The organism is Ochrobactrum sp. CGA5 (assembly GCF_006345815.1).
Lineage (GTDB): Bacteria > Pseudomonadota > Alphaproteobacteria > Rhizobiales > Rhizobiaceae > Brucella.
In genome coordinates, this window is sequence record NZ_VCIG01000001.1 from 154,593 (window position 1) to 176,496 (window position 21,904).

The following is a 21,904-nucleotide window of genomic DNA, read 5'->3' on the forward strand; positions in this document are numbered from 1 at the left end:
ATCAGATCGAAAATCGCTCTGGAAGGGCAATAAGAGATTCGCACGGATGACAATAAATAACAATAAGTTAGCGGGCCTCTCCTCGCAGCGCGTCAATGGGCTCGGTCGGCTTTCGATACATTACAAGGACGGACGTTCCCGCATTTCCAGGCTTTACCAGGAAGGCGCGGCCAAGATTCGCATGCCGCATGTTGGAGGCGATCCACTGGAAGCAATTCTGATCAACACGTCAGGAGGGCTGACCGGTGGTGACCGGCTGCAATGGGATGTGGAGCTTGGCGAAAACGCCTCGGCTGTTATCACCACGCAAGCCTGTGAGCGAATCTATCGCTCAGGAGGCGGAGAGGCACGCATCGCCACTCGTTTGAAAGCGGCAACAGGCACGCATCTTGCATGGCTTCCACAAGAAACCATTCTGTTCAATCAATCCGTGTTGTCGCGGACATTGGATATAGAGCTGGAGGAGGGGGCAGAAATACTGGTGGTGGAGGCGACTATATTCGGACGCCTTGCGATGGGTGAGCGCGTTGACGAGGCAAAGTTCAGCGATCGTTGGCGCGTGCGGCTCGGCGGGCGGCTTGTGCATGCAGAAGAATTCAGGCTTGGTCCAGGCGTTGGAGCCGAATTGCAAGCCCGTCCGGTGACCAATGGGGCTTTTGCCGTCGCCAGCGTGCTTTTGATTTCAGGGGACGCCGGGAAACATCTGGATGCTGCCCGGCAGATCACAGGAGAGGAGGGGGGCGCCAGTTTCTGGCAGGTTGGCGCCGCGAGCAAGTTGATGGTGCGTTTATACGCGGAGGATGGTTATACCTTGCGCAGACGTCTGGGGCCACTGCTTGTCCTGCTTAATGGCAAGGCAGGCCTGCCTAAAGTTTGGACATTTTAAGTGCGCGGCAGTCCTGCCGCTTTTAACACCAGCGGAATGATTACCGCTTTGAAGACATGAAGTTTGGAATGAAGTCATGAATTTGACGCCTAGGGAAAAAGACAAGCTTTTGATCGCCATGGCTGCCATGGTTGCCCGTCGCCGTCTGGAGCGCGGAGTGAAACTCAACCACCCGGAAACTATCGCACTGATCAGCGATTTTGTCGTTGAAGGCGCCCGCGATGGACGAACGGTTGTAGATCTCATGGAAGCGGGCGCCCATGTCGTCACCCGCGAACAGGTGATGGAAGGTGTGGCCGAGATGATCCACGACATTCAGGTCGAAGCGACGTTCCCCGATGGTACGAAGCTCGTCACGGTTCACGAGCCAATCCGCTGATTTTCCGGTTTGCCGAGGCGAACTTGCTTTTTGAAAGGTACGATAATGAAGAAGATTACGGTCCTTGCCGCGGTAGCGATGGCGCTCACCGCAAGCCCTGCCTTTGCTCATCTCAATCCGGCTGAACACGGCTCGTTTGCGGCGGGCTTCACACATCCGCTTTCGGGTGTGGACCATATTCTGGCGATGGTTGCGGTTGGGCTTTGGGCAGCGATGCTGGGCGGGCGGGCTTTTTTCCTTGTGCCAGCAGCGTTTGTCGGCGTGATGTTGCTCGGCTTTGTGGCCGCACTTCTGGGTATGTCTCTGCCCTTCGTTGAACCGGTCATTCTGGCTTCGGTTGTCGTGCTGGGGCTCATGGTGGCGCTCGCTCTCCCTGTCTCTCCGGTTGTTGGTGCGCTTATCGCCGGATTCTTCGCATTTTTTCACGGACATGCTCACGGTGGAGAAATCGGAAGCGCAACTTTCCTTTCCTATGCGGCTGGATTCGCGCTTGCGACCGCATTGCTACATGCCGCTGGCATGGGGGTCGGCCTTGGTGCGGGCCGCCTTATGGCGGGCAAGACGGGTCGTTTCGCCATGCGTGTTGCCGGTGGCGCCACGGCGCTTGGCGGCCTGATGCTGATGGCCGGGTGAGGTGTGACATGATCCCCGGCGAAATTATTACGCAGGACGGCGATATAGAACTCAACCAAGGACAACCGACCATCACGATCAAGGTCGCCAATACCGGCGACCGCCCGATTCAGGTTGGCAGCCATTTTCATTTCTACGAGGTGAATGCAGCGCTTTCCTTTGATCGTGAAAAGGCGCTTGGGCAGCGGCTGGACATTGCGGCGGGCACCGCCGTGCGCTTCGAACCCGGTCAGGAACGCGACGTGACATTGATTCCCGTGGGCGGCAGACGTGAGATCTATGGATTTCGTCAGATGGTCATGGGCAAGCTTTAGAACGGGTGACGGAGATATTTCATGCCAGCCAGAATTAGTCGCGCCACCTATGCGCAGATGTTCGGTCCCACTGTTGGCGACAGGGTGCGCCTTGCCGATACGGAACTTTTTATCGAGGTCGAACGCGATCTTACCACCTATGGTGAAGAGGTGAAGTTCGGTGGAGGGAAAGTTATCCGGGACGGTATGGGGCAAAGCCAATTGTCCCGCGCCGATGGCGCTATGGACACGGTTATCACCAATGCCCTGATCCTCGACCACACCGGTATCTACAAAGCCGATGTGGGACTGCGCGACGGGCGCATTGCCCTTATCGGCAAGGCGGGCAACCCCGACACGCAGCCGGGGGTCTCGATCATCATCGGCCCTGGTACGGAAATCATCGCCGGTGAGGGCAAGATCCTCACCGCGGGTGGTGTCGATACGCATATCCATTTCATCTCGCCGCAACAGGTGGATGAGGCACTCAATGCGGGTATCACCTGCATGGTGGGTGGCGGCACCGGGCCTGCGCATGGCACACTTGCAACCACATGCACGCCCGGTCCCTGGCATATTGCGCGGCTGATCCAGTCGTTTGACGGTCTGCCGATGAACATAGGCGTGTTCGGCAAGGGAAACGCTTCGCTGCCGGGCGCGCTGGAGGAAATGGTCCGTGCAGGTGCGTGCGGCCTGAAACTGCATGAGGACTGGGGGTCGACTCCCGCCGCCATCGACAATTGTCTTTCGGTTGCGGATCGGTTCGATGTTCAGGTCGCGATCCACACCGATACGTTGAATGAAGGCGGCTTCGTTGAAGATACGCTGAATGCATTCAAGGGGCGCACGATCCATTCCTTCCATACCGAAGGTGCGGGCGGTGGCCACGCGCCAGATATTATTCGCGTCTGCCAATACCCGAATGTGTTGCCGGCTTCGACAAATCCGACCAGGCCTTACACGGTCAATACGATTGCAGAGCATCTCGATATGCTGATGGTGTGCCATCATCTGTCCCCGGCAATCCCGGAAGATATTGCCTTTGCCGAAAGCCGCATCAGGAAGGAAACCATCGCTGCGGAAGACATCCTCCACGATATGGGAGCGTTCTCCATCATTTCCTCCGACAGTCAGGCGATGGGCCGTGTCGGCGAAATGATCATTCGCTGCTGGCAAACGGCAGACAAGATGAAGAAGCAGCGCGGCAGTCTTCCAGACGACAAGCCGGGCAATGACAACTACCGCGCCCGGCGTTATATCGCGAAGTACACGATCAACCCTGCCATCGCCCATGGCATGGCGCATGAGATCGGTTCTGTGGAAGTGGGTAAACGCGCTGATCTGGTGCTGTGGAACCCTGCATTCTTCGGCGTCAAGCCAGACATGGTGTTGCTCGGCGGCTGGATCGCGACCGCACCGATGGGTGATCCGAACGGTTCGATTCCAACGCCGCAGCCGATGCATTACCGTCCGATGTTCGGCTCGTTTGGGAAAGCCCGCACCAATACGTCCATTACCTTTGTTTCGCAGGCTGCGATGGATGAAGGGCTTCGAGAGAAGATTGGGGTCGACAAGCAGATGATTGCAGTGGCCAATACCAGAGGCGGTATCGGCAAACATTCCATGATCCTCAACAATGCGATGCCGCAAATGGAAGTTGACCCGGAAACCTATGAGGTGCGAGCCGATGGTGAACTGCTCACCTGCGAGCCTGTTGACGTCGTGCCAATGGCGCAACGCTACTTCATGTTTTGAGCTTGAAAGGCGAACAAATGTTTCGTGCTACTGCCATTCTTCGTGCAGATAAGGTGATCGATGCCGTGCCTGCGGGCCACGCCGTTCTCGAACGCGATGAACGTCATTTGCGGCGCAAGGCCATTGCTCTGGAAGGCGGCGAGAAGGTGCTCGTCGATTTTGCAGAGCCAATTGTGCTCGAACACGGCGACAGGCTTATCCTCGATGACGGACGCGAGATCGAAATCCGTGCCGCCAGCGAGGAACTTTACGAAATTCGTGGACGCGATCCGCTGCACATAGCTGAGCTTGCCTGGCATATCGGCAATCGGCATCTTTCAGCTCAGATCGAGAATGATCGTATCTTCATTCTGCGGGACCATGTCATAAAGGCTATGCTTGAGGGGTTGGGGGCGACGGTTACAGATGTAACGGCAATTTTCAGTCCCCTGCGCGGTGCTTATTCCGGTGCTCATTCGCATCATGACCATCATCATGGTCATCACGAACACGACCATGAACATCATCACCACCACCACGACTGATACCACCACTGCTTTGCTGCGGTTGATGGCGTGGCTGTCGCCCGTCTTTCCGGTGGGGTCGTTCAGTTACAGCCATGGACTGGAGCGGGCGGTCCATGACGGCCTTGTCACGGACATGGCCACGATGAGCGATTGGCTGCGCTGGATTGTGACGCGTGGCTCCGGTTGGAACGATGTCGTGCTTTGCGCTGAAAGCTGGCGGCGTGGGGTTGCCGAAGGCGATCTTGTTGAAATTGCGGAACTGGCCGAAGCACTGGCGGGCTCGCGCGAACGCCATATGGAGACGATGCTGCAAGGCGAGGCATTTCGGGTTGCGGCCCGAAGCTGGCCCAGCTCCGTCTTCGACCGCCTGCCAGTCGATTGTCCCTATCCGGTGGCAGTCGGTGCTATAGCGGGCGGCAACGGAATATCGCTTGGATTGACACTCGCCGCCTTTCTGCAAGCCTTCTGTATCAATCTTTTGCAGGCATCCATCCGTCTTTCGGTCATGGGGCAGAACGGCGTGACTGCGACAATGGCGGACCTGGAACCCGTTCTCGCGGAAACAGCGGCGCGAACAGAAAAAACTTCATTGAGTGACCTTGGTTCCGCGACTTGCATCAGCGACATCATGGCCATGAAACACGAAACCCAACATTCAAGGCTTTTTCGCACATGACACAGAAAAACGGACCCTTGCGTATAGGCATCGGTGGACCGGTGGGATCGGGAAAGACGACGCTGACCGAAAAGCTTTGCAAAGCGCTGCGTGATAAATACTCGGTCGCCGTGATTACCAATGATATCTACACGCAGGAGGACGCCCTTATTCTCGCACGTCGTCAGGCCTTGTCAGAAGACCGGATAATGGGTGTCGAAACGGGCGGATGCCCGCATACGGCAATCCGAGAAGATGCCTCCATCAATCTGCAGGCGATTGCCGAAATGAACCGGCGATTTCCCGATCTGGACATTGTCTTCATTGAATCCGGTGGCGACAATCTCGCTGCCACCTTCTCGCCAGATCTGGCGGATCTGACGCTTTATGTCATCTCTGTTTGTCAGGGTGAAGAAATTCCGCGCAAAGGTGGTCCGGGTATCACGCGGTCAGACTTTCTTGTGATTAACAAGAGCGATCTTGCCCCGCACGTTCATGTCGATCTCGATATTATGCAAGGCGATGCGGCACGCATGCGTGGCAAGCGTCCTTTCGGCTTCACCGACCTTCATCGGGGCAAGGGGGTAGCGGAAATCATCGAATTTATCGTTGAGAATGGCGGGCTGGAATCGCGCTGATTAATCTTCATTGTTAAGCCGCTTGCGCGCTTCGCGTTGCGATGCCTGCAAATCAATGATTGGCTTGGGGTAAGTGCTACCCAGGATGACTCCAGCGCTGGAAAGCACCTCCTTCGGTGCCTCGAACGGCTTGTGTAGCCATTTGCCCGGCAGATTGGACAGTTCCGGCACCCAGTGCCGGACGTAACGCCCATAGGCATCGAATTTCTCGCCTTGCAAGATCGGGTTGAACACCCGGAAATAGGGTGCTGCATCCATGCCGCAGCCTGCTACCCACTGCCAGCTACCCGGATTGCTGGCGACATCACCATCCACGAGTGTGTCCCAGAACCATTCTTCACCTTTCCTCCAGTCAATGAGCAGATTTTTGCTGAGAAAAGAGGCAACAAGCATTCGCACACGATTGTGCATCCACCCCGTGGCCCAAAGCTGACGCATACCGGCATCAATGATGGGAAAGCCCGTCTGCCCGCGACGCCAGGCTTTGAACGCAAATGGATCATCACGCCATCCGATGCCGGATAGTGTGTCACGCATATCGTACCGGCTGATGTCCCGGCGGTGATAGAGCTGGTGGTAATTAAAGTCGCGCCAGATCAGTTCGGATAGAAACTTTTCACCACTCGCCCGCGCCGAATGATGCTCGTCCATAAACGCCAACGTGGCATACCAAGCCTGACGGGCACTGATTTCACCGAACCGCAAATGAGGTGACAGTCTTGAAGTTCCATCAGTGCCGGGAATATCCCGATCCTCGGCGTAAGTTGACAGTGTGCTCTCCAGAAAGCGTGTCAGGCGGTCGCGCGCCGCGTCTTCTCCAATATTCCAAAGCCCGTCGAGTTTTTTGGCCCAAAAAGGAACGCTGGGCGAGTGGCGGGCTTCCAGTGTTGGTTTGATGCCCCATGACCTTCGCGAAAGCGGACGTGGAATATGGTGGTGGCGCAAGGCTTTGGCGAAAGGGGTGAAAACCTGGTAAGGTGTCTCGCTAACCGTCTTGAGCTCCCAGGGTTCAAGAAGAAGGTTGCCGGAAAATGACGTTACATTGGTTCCGCTTTCCTTGAGCTGTGCCTTTAGCTTTGCGTCCAATTCCCGTTCAGCCGGTGCATAGCGACGGTTCCAGAACAACTCCGTGACAGCCAGTTTTGCGGCCAACCGAGGGAGGATGTCCCTCGCGTCGCCAGTCTCAACAAGCAATTCGATACCGCGATCAGCCAGCTGTCTTCCTATCGCTTTCAGGCTTTGATCTAGCCACCAGCGCGCTGCGTCACCGGGCGCGCGAATCTCGGCGCTCGTCTCATGAACGTAAACCGCTGTTGTACGGCCACCTGTTTCAGCGGCTGCGTCGAGTGCCGGATTGTCGTTGATACGAAGATCGTTACGCAGCCAGACAAGCGCGTGATGCTTCATGAGAAAAATTCCACTGCAGAAATGTGATACCGGTATTTCGAACCACATATAGCGGAGAGAGCAGAAACGTCACGAGGCCGAGACAACGCAATTCAGCAAAAAATGCAAAGCAACGCATAGACATGCCCGTCATGCGTTGAAACAAGCTTCTGAACTGTTTTTATCGACTGACACGATATTTGGTCTCTGGGATCAGTTTAACCCATTGAGAATCCTGAGGTTAAATCTGACAGTTGCAGCTAAATGGCCTTTTTGCCACGGCATGTTGTTCTTGAAGAGATCAGGACACCCAAGCGGTGTGCAAGCTTAACTTATTTGTCGCATAGGAGTGACGGAAGTTAGATACTACCGGCGGCGAAGTCTCAAAAGAGGTCATCAACCCGACGACAGGCTGCGCGTATCTCAATGCGTCGTACGATTTTGATGATGATATCGTCTCTGCATAGACGTCTTGCCTGAAGGTAAAAAAGTATAGCTTAGCTAAGAAGCCCGCAACTGCGGGCTTCTTAGTGTTCCCTGATTCAGCTTAATCGAGAAATTCCGTCAGGATCCGTCGAAATTGTCGACTGCATTCAACCGGGGCCATATGGGTTTGCCCTTTGAGGAGCTGCAGCGTAGCGTGGGGGATACCATTTTGGGCGGCCTCCAATGTGCCGTCGCCGAAAAATTGATCGAGTTCCCCTCCAACAATCAATGTCCTTGCTGCGATCGAGCTTAGATCGACTGGCTCAGCCTGCATTATCAATTGAAGATACCGGACAATAACTTCGCCGGAATTCATTTTTTCTGGAAGTTTGTTACGGTCCACCCAGAGATTTATCTTCAGTAACAAATTCAGTAAAGGATTGCGGAATATTGCCGCAAAGTCATTGATCAGCTCGTAGTACTGTTCCTGTTCAGCGAACTGGATTTGTCGATGTATCCTGATTTCGCCATTCTCGCTGAACTTGTGAGCACTCGCCACCAAAATCAGCTTCTTAACCCATCCTTCGCGCGCCATCGCAAGCCTTGTTGCCAGCAATCCGCCATAGGATATCCCCATGAGCGTAAATGCCGGGACATTCATTGGCTCGATCGCGCGCTGAATATCTGACACAATAGTTTCAATTGTCGCCTTTGCATCGGGCTGCTGATCGTAGCCGATCAGGATAAAGCCCTGTCTTGGCGGCAACATACGTGCGACTCGCTTTGCGTCACGCATCATCCTGTCAAAGCTGTGTTTGCGTACAAAGCCTTGCCCGCCATTGATCACGATCACGGGGTCAGTTTGATCTCCCATGCGAATATAGGGAATTCTTCCAAGCAAAAAGCCGGTTTCAAATTTGGTCATGATAATTCCTCAGCAGCAATAGCTGCTTTCGTCAGCACATTAGCTGTTGAGTTATTTATTAGTGATCTGGCGGGCAATAGCTTGCGCTAGAGGTGGCATCGGCAGCTCCATGCGGAGGTAAACACTGCCATCCCGTGTTCTCGATACCAAACCGGCATCACAGATTTCGCGACGCAGCAAGGCGTGATCTCCGAAACTGTGCCAGGATTTCAACAGCGCGTTGACTTCGACTTCCGTGAGATTTTTGCGGGCTGGAAAACGAGACCAGATCACCCATAGAACCGATATCTGATCCGAGCGTTTGCTCGGAAAGCGCGTAAGAACACCATCTTTATCAAAGCAACGGACCACACGCTCCACACTCGCTTGACTGATAACAGGATGTTTTTCTTCCTTCACAGGTTCTTTCGCGCCGCCTCGCATTTGCTGGAAATTTTTGTATCCTGCGCCTTTTGCAAGGATATTCAAAATTTCGACGTGAGAAGGCGGCTTGTCGCGTTCGGAATAGGCATTACGGATACTGCGCGCTAAAGCCGAAATGTCATTGACATGCAATGGTATTAATTCCCGGGGCATAGTCCCTTATCCTTAAAGCGTGCCTGTCAAATTGAGATCGGTGATCGCCGTTCCGACGCGGCACGAACAAGGTGGTCGATGCGTCAAGGAGATAAATAAGCAGGTTTAGCTTGCCCAGAGGGCGGCGATGCCTAGGTGAACTGCGGACCGGCCGCTCGTGTAGCAGAAGGATAAATCGCATTCAAGAGCAATCTGACCTTTCCCCGCCTGTAATCGATGACCATGCGCCGCGCGTTCGTCTCGGTAGCCGCCAATAGCGGGTATGTGGGGCATGCTCTTCAAGACGACGCCCGCTAAACTGCACCTGGCCCGAGCGGCGATGGTAAAGCCGGAAACTTAGTTGGCCGATCTATGCACCAAACTAGGCATCTCTCACTAAACACTTTATTGGTTCGTCGGCCTGAAATGCGAACTTCGACACGATGGTGAATGGCTCTTAAAGCGAAAAAGGTGGCCCGATAATGTACGGTTCAAGAATGCCACAGTTGCCAATTGTTGGTGACATTCACGGGTTCCTCCAAACCTTTGTTGAGCTATTGGATGTTGGATGCCTTGAGTATAGTGTTTTACAATTGGCCGACCTGAGCGGTCGTTCCGGTCTGCGCGGAGACGACCTTCACGATCACTCGTCAACAAAGACGGCATGCGATACGGGCAACTTCGCGAGATCAATGGACGCTCATGCTTGGGAATAGGTTTCAGTTATGGGGGAACTTGATTCGCATCGGCCAACTGATACCTGGAATGAAGCTATTCCGGGATGTTGCGAAATTTACGCCGGCAAGCAGCACGATTTTACTGTATTGACGTACTTGCGCCCAACTCCCTTTGCGAAGAGATATCGGCGTTTTCATTGAGGGCATTTCCCCGTTACATAGCGGCGTTTCCGCATCAGTGCTAAGCTAAGGTTGATCCCACACACTGGAGAGGGAAAAATCGCATAAGCTCTGAGACGCTGTCCCGAAACTTGCGATAGCTATTCTGGTCGGAATACGCGAAACGGTTGGGAACGGTTAGTCGTTCTGACTGCAGGGCAGTATAATTGTCAAAAAGCCTAAATATCGTGTTATTCGACATTTTTGAAAGAATGGCGCACCCGAAAGGATTCGAACCTCTGACCCCCAGATTCGTAGTCTGGTGCTCTATCCAGCTGAGCTACGGGTGCTTGCCTTGTGTGCCGCTCGCTGCGGCGATGGGCGGTTGATAATCGGACATATCGCTAAATGCAAGCGTCTTCTTAGAAAAAAATGTGGTTCTGTGAAGATTTCTTTTCAGGCCTTGCATTTCAGGGGCTTTCCAATCGCAGGCCGATACAATGGCAGATCGCCTAGACGTTTTCTTCTGTGCGCTGGCTGTCGCGGTCGTCCCGTTGCGTTGGCAAATCAGGAATACGAATCTCGAAATGCGCTCCAACCGGACGGTCTTCCCTAAGCTCGATTGTTCCGCCATGTGCGCGGATCAGCTCTTGTGCGATGGCGAGTCCAAGTCCGGTGCCGTCGCTGCGCGTCGATCCCTTGAAAGCCGTGAAAAGGTTGTCACGCGCCTTTTGCGGCAGGCCGGGGCCAGTGTCCTCGACGCCAATGATAGCAGTCGTCCCAATTTTGCCGGCTGAAATCGTGAGGCGTTTCACTGTTGCGTCATCATTGGCCTGATCACGCTCCATCGCCTGAACAGAATTGCGGCATAGATTGCTGAGTACGCGGAATAGCTGTTCCGAATCGACATTCAGCTCGAAATCGTCAGGAACAAGATTCTCGAATTCGATGCTGCTCTCTGAACTTGGACTCAAGGTTTCCTGTACGTCTGAGATAACCGTACGCAGGAGGACCCGGCGCGGACGCGGTGGCGCCTCTTGCGAGCGGCCATAGGCCATGACACTTTCAGAATAGCTGATCGCGCGGCTGAGCGTGCGAATGAGTTTGGGTGCAAACCGCTGCACCATCGGGTCTTCGGTATCGGCTAGTCTATCCGACATCAATTGCGCGGACGCAAGAATATTGCGCATGTCATGGTTGATTTTGGAAACGGCTAGACCGAGATCGGCCAGATGTTTCTGTTCCTTGAGTGTTCGTTGAAGGTCGCTTTGGATATGGGATATCTGGCGCTGGGCAACGCCGAACTCGTCCGTGCGGCTCTCAGGTACGAGGATAAGCGCGGGATTGTCCGGGGATGAGGCGAAATCGATCATGTTGCGGTGCATGATACGCACCGGCCGCAGAAGCATTTCGTGAATGATGAGGTAGATCAGGCTCGCTGCGATCACAGAAATGATAAGGGAGATAAAAGTCACGTTGCGCGCATAGACGAGCATGGCATGACGAAGCGGCGCGTCCGAGGTCACGATTTCAATGATACGACCCGGTGAACTGTTCGGTGAAGCAGAACCATAGATTCGGAGCGTTCTGTCTCCGCCGTTGAACAGCGTTCCGAATGCATCCCATATGGCAGCGGCTTCGCTGATATTGTTAAGATCGATAACCTGATCAATCTTGCCGGGAACTTCCGACATGGCTAGCAGACGCGACGCACCGGCTTCACGCACGGCGATAGCCTCTGTGCCGGTCGCGAGAAGCACCTTGTCCTGAATGTCGCGCGGCACGTCCATGTTGCCGCCAGCGGCGAGAACCTCGCTGACCGCGCCCACTGTATCAAGACGCGAACTCATCCAGCGCACACGCATATTGGCGACGGAGGGGACAAAAATCAGAACCTCGGTGATGAGCACGGCAAGGGCAGTCAGCAGCAGCAGCTTGCTTGAAAGCCGGTTGCGCCATGGTAGTCGTGTGAATTGCGTTGGAGAGGGCCGCTCAATGGTCGCAGCCTGAAAGGCCGCTTCAGGAGACGGCGCGTCCGTATCTGTGGTCTTTTCAACAACCGCCATAGCCTGTTTCCAACTCGAGGCGAACCGGCCCAATTGCCGCGGTGCCTCAACCGGTGTGCCGTCGAAACGCAATTCACAAAGGTAGCTTCCTATATATGGAGCCGGTCGATAAATCCAACAGCCTTTGTTCAATCGGTTAAGAACGCATTCGTTTGTGCGATCTTACAGCGGAGTATTACCGAAATTTAACTCGACGCCTTAAGATCGTGTGTGCAAAGTCTTAGGTGGAAAAATCCATGCATCCTTATGGGATAGGTGATTTGCGCAATGTGAAGGCAATCATCGTTCTGATACTATTTGCTGGCATTTTCCGCGTCCGACATAATGGTTTCGAATATGAGGGCCGTCACGTTGACGGCGAGCCTTGCCGGAGAGCTGAATGAAATCCTGGAAGCAGATTGCCTTGTGCCTGCTCATAGCTGTAGCCGCCGTCGGCGGCTGGTATGCATATAAGAACAAGACCGACGTGGTGAAAGCCGTAGCAACAGGCGAAGAAGCGCCCAAGAGCGGCGGCAGACGGTCGGCGCCACTCGTTGTTGTCGAGGCTGCTGGTGAAGAGACCATCAACAATCGTTTGACAGCCATCGGTTCGGCGCGGGCTCTCAGCACTGTGTCGATAACGCCATATTCCAGTGGTTACATGACGAAGCTCTACGTCAAGGCTGGCGATAGCGTGAAGGAAGGAGATTCGATTGCCGAACTCGATGCCGAGACAGAGAAGATTGCCGTAGCCAAAGCCGAGACCGCTTTGAAAGACGCGCAGACCACCCGGCAGCGTATCGCAAAATTGCGGGCGACGAACACTGCAACAGAAGTACAAGTGGTCGAGACTGAACTGGCGGTTGCCAATGCGCAGCTTGCTTTGCAGGACGCTCAGCTTGCATTGAGCCGACGTACGGTTCGCGCGCCAATCACAGGTATTGTTGGTATCCTTCCTGTCAATGTGGGTAACTACGTTACCGCACAAACATCTATCGGACGTATTGATGACCGATCAAAAGTGTTGATCGATATATGGGTGCCGGAACGTTTTGCACCGCAAATCAAGGTTGGACAGCCGTTGACTGCGGAATCGACCGCTTTCCCGGGTGAAATCTATCAGGGCGAGATCAATGCGGTTGACAACATGCTGGATGAGGCCAGCCGTACGTTACATGTACGCGCAGAGGTGGCGAACCCGCAGGATCGTCTGCGTGCGGGCATGTCGTTTTCCGTCACGGTTCTGTTTCCGGGTGACCGCTATCCTTCGGTTGACCCACTTGCCATTCAGTGGGGAGCGGACGGTTCCTATGTCTGGCGCGTTGAAAACGGTGTTGCCAAGAAAATTGACGCTCGTATCGTTCAGCGCAATTCAACCAATATTCTGATCGATGGTCCGGTGAAGCAGGGCGACATGATCGTTACGCAGGGCGTTCAAACCGTACGGGATGACGCGCCTGTACGCGTCAAGGACGAACAGGGCACGGCCTTGGCTGACCCCGCCTCTGCAAAACCTGCTGCGTGATGAGGTAAGCACGTGACAAGTCACAACTCCTCATCCGGCAATGGCGGATCGACGGCCCTTTTCATCCGACGCCCGGTTTTTGCTTTCGTTATCAATGTTCTGATTGTCGTTGCAGGTCTTGCTGCTTTCACGGGTGTTGATATTCGCGAACTGCCGGACGTTGACCGGCCTGTCGTAACAATCAGCACGGATTTCAGTGGTGCCTCCGCTGAAACCATAGACCGTCAGTTGACCCAGGTTCTCGAGAACGCAGTCGCGCGCGTTTCGGGCGTGAAGTCTATTTCTTCGACTTCGTCGTTTGAGCGCAGCCGTGTCACGGTGGAGTTTAACGATGGTGTAGATCTCAACGTTGCGGCCGCCGATATGCGTGATGCAATATCTCGTGTCGCCAATACTGTGCCTGAAGAGGCCGACCCATCGCGGATCATTAAAGCAGACTCCAATGCCGATCCGGTAATGCGGCTGGCTGTCACCTCCGATACCATGCCGGTAGATGACATGACGGTGCTGGTTGAAGATCAGATTGAAGATGTACTTTCGGCGGTTCCAGGTGTGGCCGACGTGCAGATCTACGGTGATCGAGATAAGATTTTCCGCATTGATATCAATCAGGCCCGATTGGCAAGTTATGGTCTGACGATTGCCGATCTTTCCAACGCACTTTCCTCTATGGGGCTGGATGCTCCGGCGGGTTCGTTGCGCAGCTCGGACCAATCCATTGTAGTTCGTGCTACCGCCAATCTGGAAAAGCCGGAGGACTTTGAAAATGTCTATATCAAAGGCCGTACGCAAATCCGCGATGTCGCGACGGTTACACTTGGACCGGATATAGAGAGCTCGGCAGTCCGATCTAACGGCAAGACGGCAATCGGTCTCGGCATCGTGCGTCAGGCACAGTCAAATACGCTCGATATCTCGGAAGGTATCCGCACGGCAGTCGCCAATTTGCAGAAGACCTTACCTGCGGGCGTCAACATCGCCGTCACCAGTGACGATGCGAATTTCATCAATGGTGCAATCCACGAGGTGGAAATCGCGCTGATTGCATCGGTGATTATCGTTGTTGCAATCATATTCGTGTTCCTGTGGGATCTGCGCGCCACGCTTATTCCAGCTGTATCCATGCCTGTTGCTCTTATCGGCACGATAGCAGCCATTTATCTAGCAGGTTTCTCGGTCAATATTCTCACCCTCCTGGCATTGGTTCTGGCTACCGGTCTTGTCGTCGACGATGCCATTGTGGTGCTGGAAAACGTCGTTCGTCGGCGTAACCAGGGTATGGGACCACGCGCAGCGGCAGTGCTGGGTACGCAGGAAGTCTTCTTCGCCGTGATCGCTACCACGCTGACTTTGGCGGCAGTCTTTGTTCCTATTTCGTTTTTGCCGGGGCAGGCGGGTGGCCTGTTCCGTGAATTCGGCTTCGTGCTGGCGATTGCAGTTCTTCTGTCGTCAGTTGTTGCGCTGACGCTTTGTCCGATGCTTGCCTCGCGCTTCCTCAAGGAAGGAAGTGGCGAAGATGGCGGTCACGGTCCGCTTTTTCTGCGTCGTATCGGCGGCGGGCTCGCGACCTTCTACAAGAAGACTCTGCACGTCTGTCTGTCGGCACCATTCGTTGTTGTGCTCGTCGCCGTAGTTTTCGCAGGCGCATCCTATGTCGGCTACGGTATGATCCGTCAGGAACTGACACCTTCGGAAGACCGTGCCGTGGCGCTGCTGCGTATCAACGGGCCGCAGGGCATCAGTGTGGAGTTTCTGCAGTCGCAACTCGACCAGATTGAAGAGGCGATCAAGCCGCTACGTGATAGCGGGGAAATCACGACTACCTATGCCATCGCGGGCTCTGGCGGATCGTCGAATAACGGTTTTGTTGTCCTGACGCTGGCACCATGGAAAGAACGCGCGCGCAGCCAGCAGGAAATCATGGCTGACATTACCCAGCGTATCAAGGGCATAACGGCGGTGCGCATCTTTACCACTCAGCCGAACAGTCTTGGTATTCGCGGCGCAGGCAACGGCTTGCAGTTTGCCATCGTTGGCAATGACTATGCCAAATTGCAGCCCGCTGCTCAGGCGGTCGTGGCCGCGTTGGAAAAGGATTCGCGCTTTGTCCAGCCGCGCCTTTCGGTAGAGCCGACCCAGCCTCAGCTTTCCGTTGAGATTAATCGCGAGCGGGCCTCTGATCTCGGTATCGATATCACCGGGCTTGCAAATGCCGTCCAGTCGGTTCTCGATGGCCGCAAGATCGGATCGGTCTATGTCGGGGATCGCAGCTTCGATGTGAAACTCGTTTCCACCACAAACCCGATCAATGATCCGACGGACCTTGAGAACATATTCATGAAAACGGCAGACGGTCGGTACGTGCCGATGTCGTCCATCGCGACGGTTGTCGAGAAAGCCGTCCCACCACAGCTCAATCGCGAGACACGCCAGCGTTCTGTTTCGATTACGACAAATCTGCGCGACGATTTTGCCTTGGGCGATGCTTATAAAGCGGCACAGGAAATCGCAGCGCCTTTATTGCTGCCGGGAAGTCATATCATTCCGCTGGCGGAAGCCTCGACGCTCAGCGAAACGTCAAGCGGCCTGGCAATGGTGTTTGGCTTCGCGATCGTCATCATTCTTCTGGTGCTGGCGGCGCAGTTTGAAAGCTTTGTCAGTGCGCTGATCGTGATGGCGACGGTTCCTCTTGGACTTGGTTGTGCCGTGTTCGCCATGCTGCTCACAGGCACGAGCCTGAACGTCTACAGCCAGATCGGTCTCGTGCTTCTGGTGGGCATCATGGCCAAGAACGGCATCTTGATTGTCGAATTCGCCGATCAGTTGCGCGATAAGGGCTTGAGTGTTCGTGAAGCGATCGAGGAAGCATCCAACATTCGTCTTCGCCCTGTTTGCATGACGATGATCTGCGCTGTCCTTGGCGGCGTGCCGCTGGTGCTGGCGAGCGGCGCTGGGGCGGAAGCCCGTGTGGCTCTGGGTTGGGTAATCGTTGGCGGTCTCGGCCTTGCAACGATTGCTACGCTCTATGTAACGCCGGTCGCATATCTTGTGCTGGGACGCTTTACGCAGCCCAAAGCGGAAGAAGAGGCGCGGCTTGAGCGGGAACTCAACCGTGCGCTCCAGGATAAATCGCAAAAAGGCGGTACGGCCGAACCGGCGAAATAGACTGAAAGCAGAAACCGACCTTTGGGGTCGGTTTCTTTTTCTCATTTTTATCGGATTACTTCTTCAGAGCGTCGGTAATCTTCGCAGTCCAAGCGCCTTCCGGCTTCTTGGTGATGACCGGATCAGAACCGCCTCCAAGCAGCGTTTCCACCGTGCGCTCAGCCGCTGCTACGTCAAGAGTCCCATCGGAACCGTCAACCAGCTTCCCGATTTCCTTGACCATACGTTCCTGAACTTCCTTGGTTTGTGCACCGGAAGCATCATTTTCGAGTATGATGTCCGCTGCTTCCCCTGGATTGTCAGAAGCATATTGCCAGCCCTTCATTGAGGCGCGCACAAAACGGGCCAGCTTGTCGACCATCGCCGGATCGTCGAGGCTCTTTTCCAGCACATAGAGCCCGTCTTCCAGCGTTGCGACGCCTTGCTCTTCATATGGGAAGACAACAAGCTGATCGGCGGGAATGCCCGCATCGATCACCTGCCAATATTCATTGTAGGTCATGGTGGAAATGCAATCGGCCTGCTTCTGGATCAGGGGATCAACGTTGAAGCCCTGTTTCAGAACGGTCACACCGTCCTTACCGCCTTCGGTCGGGATTTTCAGGTGGCTCATCCATGACAGAAACGGATATTCATTACCGCCAAACCAGACGCCGAGCGTGCGGCCCCGGAAATCTTCTGGCTTGGTGATATTGGTGTCCTTGCGGCAGGTCAGCATCATGCCTGACTTCTTGAAGGGCTGGGCGATGTTGACGAGCGGGACGCCTTTTTCACGGGTTGCAAGCGCCGACGGCATCCAGTCAACCACAACATCTGCGCCGCCACCGGCAATTACTTGCGGTGGAGCGACGTCCGGTCCGCCCGGCTTGATGTCGACGTCGAGATTTTCTTCCTCATAGAAGCCTTTGTCCTTGGCTACGTAGTAACCGGCAAATTGTCCCTGCGTCACCCATTTGAGCTGCAAGGTCAGCTTGTCGGCCGCCATCGCCGAACTGCTCATGAGCGCGAGCGCCAGTCCGGCTGTTCCAAGGCATAAAGAAATTGCCTTTTTCATTTCAGTTCTCCTCTGGTTCTTTTTTATTGCGCGCATTTTACCCGAAAACCGGTTTCCACTTTTCGGAATGCGCTTTGGTCTACCTTATTTTTGCAGATGCCAAATATTCAGGCTTATGCCCTCCTGTATGAAGGGTGCCAGAATGTCATTCTGCGCTCGATCAGCGCGATCAGCCCGTATGAGAGCGACCCCGCAAGAGCGGCTACGAAGATTTCAGCCCATACCATATCCACATTCATGCGCCCGATTTCCGCGGAGATACGGAATCCCATGCCGACAATCGGCGTGCCGAAAAATTCCGCTACGATCGCTCCGATAAGCGCGAGGGTGGAATTGATCTTGAGAGCGTTGAAGATGAATGGCATGGCCGCTGGAAGACGCAGCTTGAACAATGTCTGCCAGTAGCTTGAGCCGTAGGTTTCCATCATGTCTCGTTCCATCGATCCGGTGCTGGCAAGGCCCGCGACGGTGTTCACAAGCATAGGAAAGAAGGTCATGATGATGACGACTGCGGCCTTCGACTGCCAATCGAAGCCAAACCACATCACCATGATTGGCGCAACACCCACGATGGGAAGTGCCGCAGCCAGATTGCCGAGCGGTAACAGCCCTTTGCGCAGGAAAGGGATACGGTCGGCGATAATGGCGGTTATGAAACCCAGACCGCATCCCGCGACATAGCCGATGATGACGGCCTTCAGAAAGGTCTGCCTGAAATCCGCCCAGAGAATTGGTACGGACGCCGCTATGCGTGCCCAGATTGCCGATGGTGCCGGAAGAAGAACCTGAGGAATGGCGAAAAGCCTTACGGTTACCTCCCAGAGCATCAGCATTGCGATGCCGAAGAGCGCCGGCACTACAATATCCAAAAGCTTTTGGCCCAAAGGGTTACGGGTCTTCAGACCTGCGACCCAGCCCACAAGCAGCCATGAAACTGCTATTAACGCTGCGACGGATAGGATGCCTGTCATCATGTGGCTGCCCTTTCCGGTTTTACGCCCATGCGTCGGTTTACAAGCTGTGCCGCGACGCCTATCAGCGCAACCAGCACCGCAGCCATCAGAGCGGCTGCAACGAGTGCTGCCCATATCTGTACGGTCTGGCCGTAATACGAACCTGCAAGCAACCGGGCACCGAGACCGGCGACTGCGCCGGTTGGCAATTCACCGACAATCGCGCCAACAAGGCTGATCGCGACGGCGATCTGCATCGATGTGAAGAGGAACGGCAAGGCCGCAGGCCAGCGCAGTTTCCAGAACACCTGCGATCTCGATGCATTATAGGTACGCATGAGATCGAGATGCATCACATCAGGCGACCTTAGTCCCTTCACCATCCCCACTGCCACGGGAAAGAAGGAGAGATAGGTCGAGATGATGGCTTTGGGCAGCAAGCCCGATATGCCAATGGCATTCAGGACCACGATAATCATCGGCGCGATGGCGAGGATCGGGATTGTTTGTGAGGTGATGATCCAAGGCATCAAGCTCTTGTCGAGCGTGCGGGAATGCACAATTCCCACGGCGAGAAGAACCCCCAATGCCGATCCCAACACAAAGCCGAGCAGGGTAGACGATAATGTGACCCAGCCGTGATAAATCAGGCTGCGCTTGGAACTTGGCTTCACTCCGAAGACGGTTTTCCAGATTTCTTCAGCTACCTGATGCGGCGCGGGCAGGACCGGACGATCCTGATGCATCGTATTGGCGACAAGTGTCGAGAAGGGGATCTCTGTTCCCGCGCGTGTTGCCTGATCCCGCTCGAACGGCGCGTTGAGTACTACCGCGAGGCCGTACCAAAGCGCAATAATAGCGGCAAGTATGGTTGCCACCGGAATGAATCTGTCGTGCAGAAAGCCTTTCATGGGCGATCTCCACCACGATGTGGTTTCTGAGTATCCTCAATCATGGATATGCCCCAGACGTAACCCCTCACGGACCCGATGGGCAATTTTCAGGAATGCTTCAGATTCGCGAATCTCAAGAGGTCTGTCCGGGCCAAGATCGCAATCGATGATTTCATGAATGCGGCCCGGTCGTGGGCTCATGACAACGATCTTGGTCGAGAGAAACACTGCTTCCGGGATCGAGTGTGTGACGAAAATCACTGTTTTGCGGGTTGCGGCCCAAAGCTTGAGAAGCTGTTCATTGAGATGGTCACGCACGATTTCGTCCAGAGCGCCAAAGGGCTCGTCCATCAGCAGCATGTCCGGGTCGAATGATAACGCACGAGCTATCGATGCGCGCTGTTGCATGCCGCCGGAAAGCTGCCAGGGATATTTCTTGCCGAAGCCTGACAGATTGACGAGCGCGAGGTTCTTTTCAATCCGCTCGCGCCTCTTTGCCTTGGAAAACCCCATGATCTCCAGTGGCAGGCTGATATTGTCTTCGATAGTGCGCCAGGGAAACAGAGCGGCCGCCTGAAACACATAACCGTAGGATCGGTCGAGACGGGCTTGTTTCGGCGTCTTTCCGTTCACCGTCACGGAACCAGATGTCGGCTGTTCCAGGTCGGCCACGACGCGCATCAGTGTCGTCTTGCCGCATCCCGAAGGTCCGATGAAGGAAACGAACTCGCCGCGTTTAACGGCAAGATCAATATTGGACAGCGCATGCACCGGCCCGTCACTCGTCTCGAAGACGAGTGACAAGTCTTTGATGTCGATCACTGTCTGCGCATTTGCCTCACCCCACTCCGGGGCCATGCTGTCATTCAAACTCATGCGCGGTTCCCGAAGCTGGACGATGGCCATGTCTCAGACCCCAATCGGCATATGTTCGGCGCTGCGCTCGACTTTGCGCGGCGCAACAATTTCCTTCCATTGTGACAACGCCCGATTGACAGCGCCATTCGGCTCGCGCTCGATGAAACGTCCGTCGCCGGGCTGTGCCGTGACATGGCCTTTATCGAAAGCGATACGCCCCCGCGAAAGCGTCATCTTGGGCAGGCCTTTGAGTTCAAAGCCTTCAAACACGTTGTAATCAATGGAGGAATGCTGTGTTTTTGCAGAAACTTTCTTTGTGGCTTCTGGATCCCAGATGACAAGATCGGCATCCGCCCCCGGCAGTACTGCGCCTTTTTGCGGGTAGATGTTCAGAATTTTGGCAATGTTTGTCGAGGTGACGGCGACGAACTCATTTGGCGTCAGGCGCCCTGTACGCACACCGCGCGACCACAAGACTGGCATACGTTCTTCGAGCCCACCCGTTCCATTCGGAATCTTGGTGAAGTTTCCGATGCCATGACGTTTCTGCTCGGTGGTGAAAGCGCAATGGTCGGTTGCTACGCATTGCAGGCTTCCGGCCGCAAGACCGGCCCACAGACTATCCTGATTGGCCTTGTCACGGAATGGCGGCGACATCACGCGGCGTGCCGCATAGTCCCAGTCGCGATTGTGATATTCGCTCTCATCCAGCGTCAGGTGCTGGATCAACGGCTCGCCGAACACGCGCATACCCTTTTGCCGGGCGCGGCGGATCGCTTCGTGGCTCTGCTCACAGGAAACGTGCACGACATAAAGCGGAACGCCTGCCTGATCGGCAATCATGATCGCACGGTTGGTTGCTTCCCCTTCCACTTCCGGCGGACGGGAATAGGCGTGGGCTTCCGGCCCGTCATTGCCAGCGGCGAGAAGCTTTGCCTGCAATTGTGCAACAATATCGCCGTTTTCAGCGTGGACGAGCGGCATGGCGCCAAGTTCGGCACAGCGTTGAAATGATGCGAACATCTCGTCATCATTGACCATCAAAGCACCCTTATAGGCCATGAAGTGCTTGAAAGTATTGATGCCGCGTTTCACCACTTCGGCCATTTCGTTAAAAGTGCGCTCATTCCAGCCGGTGATTGCCATGTGGAACGAATAATCTGTGCGCGCCTTGCCTGCCTTCTGGAACCATTCCTGAAGTGCGTCGAGCAGGTTACCTTCCGGTCCGGGCAGAACAAAATCCACAACCATTGTCGTGCCGCCGGAAAGTGCTGCTGCGGTACCGGTGTCGAAATCGTCAGATGAATAGGTGCCCATGAAGGGCATTTGCAGATGCGTATGCGGATCGATGCCGCCGGGCATGATGTAGCAGCCCGAAGCGTTGATTGTTTCATCGCCGGTCAGATTGTCGCCCACAGCAACGATTTTCTCGCCCTCAATGAGAACGTCAGCTTTAAAGGTGCGGTCGGCAGTGATAACTGTGCCGCCCTTGATTACTTTACTGGCCCCAGAACTAACCATGTTCGTCGTTCCCCTTT

The 21,904-nt window shown here is 54.9% G+C and carries 19 protein-coding genes and 1 tRNA gene; 10 read left to right on the top strand and 10 right to left on the bottom strand.

Going from position 1 to position 21,904, the window contains the following annotated elements:
• Positions 1–46: 46 nt before the first annotated feature.
• The 8 genes from FJQ48_RS00715 to ureG all read left to right on the top strand — a co-directional run bounded on the left by FJQ48_RS00715 (position 47) and on the right by ureG (position 5,745).
• Complete coding sequence (locus FJQ48_RS00715; RefSeq protein ID WP_139973303.1) at positions 47–886, top strand: urease accessory protein UreD; 840 nt, start codon at positions 47–49, stop codon at positions 884–886.
• A 76-nt stretch (positions 887–962) separates the two neighbouring features.
• The gene (locus FJQ48_RS00720; protein ID WP_139973304.1) at positions 963–1,265 is read left to right on the top strand and encodes an urease subunit gamma; all 303 of its coding nucleotides are present in this window, start codon (positions 963–965) and stop codon (positions 1,263–1,265) included.
• 45 nt (positions 1,266–1,310) lie between these two features.
• On the top strand, positions 1,311–1,898 hold the full coding sequence (locus FJQ48_RS00725) for a HupE/UreJ family protein (RefSeq protein ID WP_139973305.1): 588 nt from the start codon (positions 1,311–1,313) through the stop codon (positions 1,896–1,898).
• A gap of 8 nt (positions 1,899–1,906) precedes the next feature.
• The gene (locus FJQ48_RS00730) at positions 1,907–2,212 is read left to right on the top strand and encodes an urease subunit beta (protein ID WP_139973306.1); all 306 of its coding nucleotides are present in this window, start codon (positions 1,907–1,909) and stop codon (positions 2,210–2,212) included.
• Between the two features lie 21 nt (positions 2,213–2,233).
• Complete coding sequence (gene ureC / locus FJQ48_RS00735; RefSeq protein ID WP_139973307.1) at positions 2,234–3,946, top strand: urease subunit alpha; 1,713 nt, start codon at positions 2,234–2,236, stop codon at positions 3,944–3,946.
• A 17-nt stretch (positions 3,947–3,963) separates the two neighbouring features.
• Entirely contained in the window at positions 3,964–4,470 is a 507-nt protein-coding gene (ureE, locus tag FJQ48_RS00740; protein WP_139973308.1) for an urease accessory protein UreE, read from the top strand.
• Positions 4,442–5,128, top strand: coding sequence for an urease accessory protein UreF (locus FJQ48_RS00745; protein ID WP_139973583.1), 687 nt, complete (start codon positions 4,442–4,444; stop codon positions 5,126–5,128). The genes ureE and FJQ48_RS00745 overlap by 29 nt, the downstream gene beginning before the upstream one ends.
• Positions 5,125–5,745, top strand: coding sequence for an urease accessory protein UreG (ureG, locus tag FJQ48_RS00750; RefSeq protein WP_139973309.1), 621 nt, complete (start codon positions 5,125–5,127; stop codon positions 5,743–5,745). Before FJQ48_RS00745 ends, ureG begins: the two co-directional genes overlap by 4 nt.
• Here the strand turns inward: ureG and FJQ48_RS00755 are convergent, their stop codons facing one another.
• The 5 genes from FJQ48_RS00755 to FJQ48_RS00780 all read right to left on the bottom strand — a co-directional run bounded on the left by FJQ48_RS00755 (position 5,746) and on the right by FJQ48_RS00780 (position 11,939).
• Positions 5,746–7,152, bottom strand: a complete 1,407-nt coding sequence (locus tag FJQ48_RS00755; RefSeq protein ID WP_139973310.1) for a deoxyribodipyrimidine photo-lyase — start codon at positions 7,150–7,152, stop codon at positions 5,746–5,748.
• Positions 7,153–7,678: 526 nt separating this feature from the next.
• Positions 7,679–8,482 (bottom strand): alpha/beta hydrolase, encoded by an 804-nt coding sequence (locus tag FJQ48_RS00760; protein ID WP_139973311.1) that lies wholly within the window; start codon positions 8,480–8,482, stop codon positions 7,679–7,681.
• A 51-nt stretch (positions 8,483–8,533) separates the two neighbouring features.
• A complete protein-coding gene (locus FJQ48_RS00765; RefSeq protein WP_247870274.1) occupies positions 8,534–9,037 on the bottom strand; it encodes a DUF2087 domain-containing protein in 504 nt (167 codons plus the stop codon).
• A gap of 1,109 nt (positions 9,038–10,146) precedes the next feature.
• Positions 10,147–10,223: transfer RNA gene (locus tag FJQ48_RS00775), tRNA-Arg, on the bottom strand.
• 162 nt (positions 10,224–10,385) lie between these two features.
• Entirely contained in the window at positions 10,386–11,939 is a 1,554-nt protein-coding gene (locus FJQ48_RS00780; protein WP_139973313.1) for a HAMP domain-containing sensor histidine kinase, read from the bottom strand.
• Positions 11,940–12,318: 379 nt separating this feature from the next.
• Between FJQ48_RS00780 and FJQ48_RS00785 the strand changes: the two genes are divergently transcribed.
• On the top strand, positions 12,319–13,443 hold the full coding sequence (locus tag FJQ48_RS00785) for an efflux RND transporter periplasmic adaptor subunit (RefSeq protein WP_139973314.1): 1,125 nt from the start codon (positions 12,319–12,321) through the stop codon (positions 13,441–13,443).
• A 12-nt stretch (positions 13,444–13,455) separates the two neighbouring features.
• Positions 13,456–16,608 carry an efflux RND transporter permease subunit gene (locus FJQ48_RS00790; protein ID WP_139973315.1) on the top strand — a complete coding sequence of 1,051 codons (3,153 nt, stop codon included), beginning with the start codon at positions 13,456–13,458 and terminating at the stop codon, positions 16,606–16,608.
• Positions 16,609–16,663: 55 nt separating this feature from the next.
• Here FJQ48_RS00790 and FJQ48_RS00795 read toward each other — a convergent pair whose 3' ends face one another.
• From FJQ48_RS00795 to hydA, 5 genes are all read right to left on the bottom strand, one after another.
• A complete protein-coding gene (locus FJQ48_RS00795; RefSeq protein ID WP_139973316.1) occupies positions 16,664–17,662 on the bottom strand; it encodes an ABC transporter substrate-binding protein in 999 nt (332 codons plus the stop codon).
• A 113-nt stretch (positions 17,663–17,775) separates the two neighbouring features.
• A complete protein-coding gene (locus FJQ48_RS00800; protein ID WP_139973317.1) occupies positions 17,776–18,636 on the bottom strand; it encodes an ABC transporter permease in 861 nt (286 codons plus the stop codon).
• Positions 18,633–19,526 (bottom strand): ABC transporter permease, encoded by an 894-nt coding sequence (locus tag FJQ48_RS00805; protein ID WP_139973318.1) that lies wholly within the window; start codon positions 19,524–19,526, stop codon positions 18,633–18,635. Before FJQ48_RS00805 ends, FJQ48_RS00800 begins: the two co-directional genes overlap by 4 nt.
• Positions 19,527–19,562: 36 nt before the next feature.
• The gene (locus FJQ48_RS00810) at positions 19,563–20,384 is read right to left on the bottom strand and encodes an ABC transporter ATP-binding protein (protein ID WP_139973319.1); all 822 of its coding nucleotides are present in this window, start codon (positions 20,382–20,384) and stop codon (positions 19,563–19,565) included.
• A 33-nt stretch (positions 20,385–20,417) separates the two neighbouring features.
• Positions 20,418–21,887 (bottom strand): dihydropyrimidinase, encoded by a 1,470-nt coding sequence (gene hydA, locus FJQ48_RS00815; protein WP_139973320.1) that lies wholly within the window; start codon positions 21,885–21,887, stop codon positions 20,418–20,420.
• Positions 21,888–21,904: the final 17 nt, after the last annotated feature.